The organism is Haloferax sp. s1 (assembly GCF_058382125.1).
The window spans coordinates 1-1,151 of record NZ_JBZRPK010000117.1; the positions used below are offsets into that span (position 1 = coordinate 1).

The window sequence follows — 1,151 nt, forward strand, 5'->3', positions numbered from 1 at the left end:
GTGATAGCCTCTTGGGTGAGGTCGATCATAATGCGGCGGATTTCGTGTTCTTGGCTGCGGTCTGCCTTCTTCGTGGTGAAGGCGACAGGCTGGAGCTGAACACGGTGGTCGTCCTTCGTCACGGCGGTGACGTTGGCTTCGACCTTCGAGGCACCGCGGCGGACGAGGCTGCGGAGGTAGTCTCGGGTCAGCTCCTGCTGGACAAACTCAGTGTAGGCGGAGTCGCCGCCGACGTCGTTCACCTTGAACGTGAGCTTGACGTTGTTCGCACCCTGGTCGTTGTTGAGTTCGCCAAGGGTGGATTCGACGGTGCGGCCGTAGACCTTCTCGGGTTCGTCGGCGAAGGTTGCGCCGAGTTCCTTACGGTCGAAATTCTCGGGAGCGATGACCGTGTACCATCGCTTTCCGCGCTTCTGCTTAGAGACGGATCGTTCACTCATGGTTAGTGTCTGTGTGCGTTCGTGTTGCTTCGATGACGGTCTGTGCGACCGTCACGTTGACGACGTAATCATCGACCGTGGAGTGAAGCCCCCCGGTCGAATCGCGTTCGATTGTCGTGACAAGTTCGTCCCCCTCGACTGTCGTGTGCATCGAGTCCGTGTTGTCCGGGGTGAGTGCCGCAGCGACGACGCTCGGGTCGTCGTGCGTGGTCCGCAGGGTCGCACGCCGAGTCATCGGCGTACCTCCCTGACGGCCGCGATGACATCTTTCGACTCCACTGCGGGGTCGAAGGTCATCGTCGCTTCCTCGGCTGAGCCGGTTGCAGACGCATCGTCAAGTTCGGTCGCGGCCGCGGCCAGTTGCTCGTCAAGTCCGGCTGGACCGGTCGAGACGAGCGCCGCAGCACCGACACCGACCGCAAGAACGGTTGGTTCTGGCGACCGGAAGTCGCGGGCGAGACGCGCGACGGTCGCGAGTCTCCCGGGCGACGACAGGTCACACGAGAGCGCATAGAGACTCTCGTAGCGGCCGGTGGTCGCCTCTCGGAGTGTTGCGTGAGTCGATTGCGCGTGCTTGCGCCACGCGTCCAGCGCCGAGTCACGAACGTCGTGACCGAGCGCCAGTGCGATTGCGACACCGGGCGTCTCCCGAACGGTTGCATCGAGCACGTCGGCAAATCCGCCGACGGTCGCAAACAAGCCGTTCGGGGT

General features: G+C 63.1%; 2 protein-coding genes and 1 pseudogene. All 3 read right to left on the reverse strand.

Annotation, left to right across the window (positions count from 1 at the left end; all coding sequences use genetic code 11):
• Positions 1–440: 30S ribosomal protein S3ae (locus QT222_RS00820; RefSeq protein ID WP_491475992.1), on the reverse strand; the 440-nt coding region annotated here is incomplete at its 3' end.
• Positions 433–675 carry a KEOPS complex subunit Pcc1 gene (locus tag QT222_RS00825; RefSeq protein WP_004572515.1) on the reverse strand — a complete coding sequence of 81 codons (243 nt, stop codon included), beginning with the start codon at positions 673–675 and terminating at the stop codon, positions 433–435. The genes QT222_RS00825 and QT222_RS00820, both read right to left, overlap by 8 nt.
• Positions 672–1,151 (reverse strand): annotated as a pseudogene (locus QT222_RS00830) (exonuclease); the annotation flags it as partial. The pseudogene QT222_RS00830 and the gene QT222_RS00825, both read right to left, overlap by 4 nt.